The sequence below is a fragment of the Sulfurospirillum sp. MES genome, assembly GCF_000789415.1.
GTDB lineage: Bacteria > Campylobacterota > Campylobacteria > Campylobacterales > Sulfurospirillaceae > Sulfurospirillum > Sulfurospirillum cavolei.
In genome coordinates, this window is sequence record NZ_JSEC01000028.1 from 1 (window position 1) to 4,486 (window position 4,486).

The following is a 4,486-nucleotide window of genomic DNA, read 5'->3' on the forward strand; positions in this document are numbered from 1 at the left end:
GCACGTGGTTTGCCAAAGGCAATCCTTTCGGTTACGACATCAAAGGTATCGTCAATACCGATCTTTTATCGCCGAATATGGTTATGCAGACGATAGACTATCTTGTCGATGAACAGCAATTCGACTCCGTCGTCATTGACTTGGAATCCAACACGTTGCTGGATTTAAACATCTTGGTCAACCACGTACAAAAACGTGTCCGCAAAGTCATCGTTTTGCCGAAAATGACGAAAATTCCTATTATTAACGGGGAACTGATCAGCTCGATTCACCATAAGGGTATGGCGTTTTATATCAAAAACAATCTTTTAAGCCCTCTGGATCAGGCGATTAAACGCGTATTCGACGTAAGTGTTGCACTTATCACTTTTATGTTGACGTCGCCTTTTCTCATGTGGCTATACGGCGTCGTATACGTAACGACCAAAGGGAATCCAATTTTCACACACGAACGTATCGGTTTTGGCGGCAAAAAGTTTAAAGTCTATAAATTTCGTACGATGTATATTGACGCCAACGAGCGCCTTGAAGAGCTTTTAGAAACATGCGAAGAGAGCAAAGAGGAGTGGGAGAGAGATTTCAAGCTCAAAGACGATCCTCGCATCACGAAAATAGGCAAATTTTTACGCAAAACCTCTTTAGACGAACTTCCGCAACTTCTTAACGTTTTAAAAGGCGAGATGTCCTTGGTAGGTCCTCGTCCTATCATCGAACAAGAAGTCGCCAAGTACGGCGGAGAAAAATAGGGTCAGAGGTCAATTTTTAACTAAAAAGGTGCTACAATAGACAAAAAAGGTGTTAGCATGCCTAGAAAACATAGAATCGAAAAAGCTGGGTTTTATCATATTATCAATCGTGGTGTTGCCAAAAACAGCATTTATCATGATGATGAGGATTTTGCAAAGTTTTTAAAAATCACGGAGGAGGCTAGCGATGAATATCATTTCGCCATCTATTCCTTTTGTTTGATGTCAAATCACTATCATCTTCTGCTAAAAACTTCATCTTCAAATCTTTCTGCCATTATGCAAAAAATAAACTCAAGATACAGTGTATTTTACAACAACAAGTACAAGAGGGTCGGACCTTTGTGGCAAGGCAGGTTTAAAGCTTGGTATGTGTATGATGAATCATATCTCAAGATCCTAGTAAAATATATAGAATACAATCCTATCAAATCAGGCATTACTCATAAAATAGGCGAATATAACTGGGCAATGAGCAGTCGTAATTTTGAATTTTCAATGTTGAATTTTCAACTCGTTGAGAATATCAATTTTGATAAAGAGCTTGATGAAAATGAACAAAAAAAGATTGATGAACTTTACCGTGCAAAACTAGAGATTAAAGAAGATGTTGTGATAAAAAAAGAGTTGAGAAAACTGGACTTCTACTTTTGTGATTTTCAAAAAGAGGTTGCTATTGCACATGCTATCACAGATGGATATACGGGTACGGATATCGCAGAGCATTTGGGAGTGACAAAAGCGGCTGTATCAAAAATCTATACAAACTATAAACACATAAGAAAATTATTTGAGCGACTTCGAGATAAGGGGCTTTTTTGGAGTTATAGCAAGGATATGAGCTATGAAGAATTTGGTAAAAAACTTTTTATTGAGTACGTGCTCAAATATGCAGACTTTGACGATATAGAGCTTTGTTTTTGTTTTTTTGGAAAAAGAGAAGTAAAAAGCGTGTGGGAAGAAAAACTAAAAAGTGATAGAAGTTTTATCAAAATCAATCTCATGCTTGCACGAGTATTTTTTGGGATGGATGTTGAGGCTGACTATTTTAAGGAGGTGAAAAATGCAAGATTTGAAAAACTTAGATTGCTTGCTTCCTAAGACCAAAGAAGTTTTGCTTCAGATTGTAAAGAGCTGTGATTTTTTAGATAAATATGTTCTGGTTGGTGGAAGTGCATTGACACTGCACCTTTGTCATAGAAAAAGTGAAGATTTGGATTTTTTTACGTATGATGATGTTTTTGATAAAGAGAAAATATTTTTCTTTATCAAATCTTTTGAACAGAAAGAAATTATCAACCAAACGAATGAACAGATTGACGTACTGCTTGATGGTGTGAAAGTGACTTTTTTCAATGCTAAGTGGAGCTTCTTGAAACCTATCATGAAACAAAAATTGAATATAGCTAGTATTGAACAAATAGCTGCCATGAAAGTAAATGTACTTTTTTTGAGGGCAAAATATAGAGATTATTACGATTTGTATTTTTTAGTAAAAGAGGGCATGAGTTTAAAACATATTTTTAAGGTAAGTGAAAAAATAGTCGAGGGGGTAACGTTTAAATTGTTTGTTGTTGCTTTGCTGTATATCGATGATATAGAAGATGATGATATACGCTATTTGGAGCCCAAAGAGCACCTTAGCAAAGCTAACATTAGAGATTTTTTTGAGAAAAGACTGTATACTCTTCAGTCAACTTTACAATGAAAAGAGTCTAACATGATTTTGCATATTCAAAAGAGTAATGCTATTGTATGAATAATATAACCATTCTCCTAAATGGGGTACCATTGTATTTTAAAGATCAATTGGATTCTCTTGCCTCTCAAAGCTGTAAGGAGTTTTTCATCATCGCTAGAGATGATGGCTCTACAGATGCAAGTTATGGAATAGTTCAAAATTTCATGCAACACACATCGTTACATGTAAAGGTTTTGGAAGAGAGAACAAACTGTGGGGCCGTAAGAAAATTTGGTGGGCAAAAGATACTTTAGTGCAGTTTTGGCACACAAGTTACCTTTTATCTAAAAGTGACTCTTAAAAGTATTATGATGAGTGCTTTGAAGCTCGCAAATAAGGAGATAGATAGTGATATTATCAGAGCTTGGCAAAACTATTAAAGAGTTACGAAAACAAAAAGGTTTCTCGCAAGAAGCATTGGCTAAAAGTGCGCATATTTCAAGAGCGACGTTATCAAAATTAGAAAACGGCTATATCGCAAAGATAAGTATCGTCACGCTCAATCAGATTGTGTCTCTTCTGGGGTATGAAATTGATATTAAAGCATCCAACCTATTTATCACATATCATGAAAATGAAATACTCTAGAAGGATTATTGGATGAACATTATTGCCTTCATTCCTATCTTCCAGCCACCGGTTACTTTTGAGAAAAAAATATTCCCTTTATTGCAAAGTCAAAGTGTACCTGTCACTTTAATGATCGTGAATTCGGCAAAAAAAGATAGTCCGATTCAAACGATGAAAATTCACCAAAGTGAATTCAACCATGCCAATACGCGTAATTTAGCGTTACATTACGAAGCGGATTTTTACCTTTTTATGACCCAAGACGCGATGCCATGTGATGGTTTTTTGGTGAAAAATTTGCTTCAAGCGTTTGAAGATCCCGATGTCGTCGTAGCGTATGCAAGGCAAATTCCTTATGAAAATGCCGATGCGATCGAAGTGTTTGCGCGCACGACCAACTATCCGCCGATTTCTCGAGTGAAATCTCAAAGTGATTTACCCGTTTTGGGCATTAAGACATTTTTTTGTTCCGATAGTTGTGCGATGTATAAAGCGCGTTATTTTAAAGAGGTAGGCGGATTTACCAAAGATTTGTGTACCAACGAAGATATGGAGTTTGCGGCACGTGCGATTATGGACGGTAAAAAGATCGCGTACGTGGCTGAAGCAAAAGTATACCATTCGCACGTTTTGACATGTAAGGATATCTGGAGGCGTTACCGCACTATCGGACGTTTTTTTAAGGACAACCGTTGGATTTTAGACGAAGCGGCAAAATACGGCAAAATAGAATCTTCCGGCATAGGACAAGCGTGCAACGAACTACGTTATTTGCTCAAAAATGCCCCTAGCGCGCTTCCTCGTTCGATTCTCTGCTCGTTGATAAAATTCATCGCGTTTAAATTCTCTTTTTAACCTTCTTTTGTTACACTATTGTCTTGTTATACCACGGAGCATCGTATGCGTTATTTTATATTAAAGTTTCTCATCAGCCTTATTTTTTTTGTGATCAATCTCTACGCTTCTTTATGCATTGCCGATGTTTTTTTGGAGATGGATGCATCACAAACGCCCGCAAGTTACGGCTGGATGATTTTTATTTACATGTTAAGCTATTTTTACGTACGTTTGATGACGCACAGAATGGTAACGGTCAATGCGGCTATTTTGTCGCTCAAGGCTAACTTTTTCTCGTTTGCGATTATTTTGATTATTATCGCTTTGGCAAAACTCAACGACACGACTTCACGAGCCATCGTTTGTATTTTTTACCTCTTGAATAATGCCAATGCTTTATGGTCGTATTACCTCAAAAAGATCTTTTTCCAATGGGAGTATTTTAGACAGCCTGTTTTCGTGATCTGCGATAATCAAGGTTTGAAAAATGTTCGCACGTGGTTTGCCAAAGGCAATCCTTTCGGTTACGACATCAAAGGTATCGTCAATACCGATCTTTTATCGCCGAATATGGTTATGCAGACGATAGACT

General features: G+C 37.0%; 7 protein-coding genes. All 7 read left to right on the plus strand.

Annotated features, from left to right (window positions below):
• On the plus strand, positions 1–746 hold a 746-nt coding region (locus OA34_RS13030; protein WP_286683059.1), incomplete at its 5' end, for a sugar transferase.
• A gap of 57 nt (positions 747–803) precedes the next feature.
• Positions 804–1,847 (plus strand): transposase, encoded by a 1,044-nt coding sequence (locus OA34_RS13860; protein WP_052435296.1) that lies wholly within the window; start codon positions 804–806, stop codon positions 1,845–1,847.
• Positions 1,810–2,454: a nucleotidyl transferase AbiEii/AbiGii toxin family protein gene (locus OA34_RS13040; protein WP_039676102.1), complete on the plus strand. Its 645-nt coding sequence runs from the start codon at positions 1,810–1,812 to the stop codon at positions 2,452–2,454. Before OA34_RS13860 ends, OA34_RS13040 begins: the two co-directional genes overlap by 38 nt.
• A 47-nt stretch (positions 2,455–2,501) precedes the next feature.
• Positions 2,502–2,741, plus strand: coding sequence for a glycosyltransferase (locus OA34_RS13900; RefSeq protein WP_039676104.1), 240 nt, complete (start codon positions 2,502–2,504; stop codon positions 2,739–2,741).
• Positions 2,742–2,835: 94 nt separating this feature from the next.
• Entirely contained in the window at positions 2,836–3,075 is a 240-nt protein-coding gene (locus OA34_RS13050) for a helix-turn-helix domain-containing protein (RefSeq protein ID WP_039676106.1), read from the plus strand.
• Positions 3,076–3,087: 12 nt separating this feature from the next.
• Positions 3,088–3,912, plus strand: coding sequence for a glycosyltransferase family 2 protein (locus OA34_RS13055; protein ID WP_286683060.1), 825 nt, complete (start codon positions 3,088–3,090; stop codon positions 3,910–3,912).
• A gap of 45 nt (positions 3,913–3,957) precedes the next feature.
• On the plus strand, positions 3,958–4,486 hold a 529-nt coding region (locus OA34_RS13060), incomplete at its 3' end, for a hypothetical protein (RefSeq protein ID WP_039676107.1).

Bases quoted from the DNA above. Each gene is read 5' to 3' on its own strand.
- OA34_RS13900 (WP_039676104.1), top strand. From the start codon at position 2,502: ATGAATAATATAACCATTCTCCTAAATGGGGTACCATTGTATTTTAAA.
- OA34_RS13860 (WP_052435296.1), top strand. From the start codon at position 804: ATGCCTAGAAAACATAGAATCGAAAAAGCTGGGTTTTATCATATTATC.
- OA34_RS13055 (WP_286683060.1), top strand. From the start codon at position 3,088: ATGAACATTATTGCCTTCATTCCTATCTTCCAGCCACCGGTTACTTTT.
- OA34_RS13040 (WP_039676102.1), top strand. From the start codon at position 1,810: ATGCAAGATTTGAAAAACTTAGATTGCTTGCTTCCTAAGACCAAAGAA.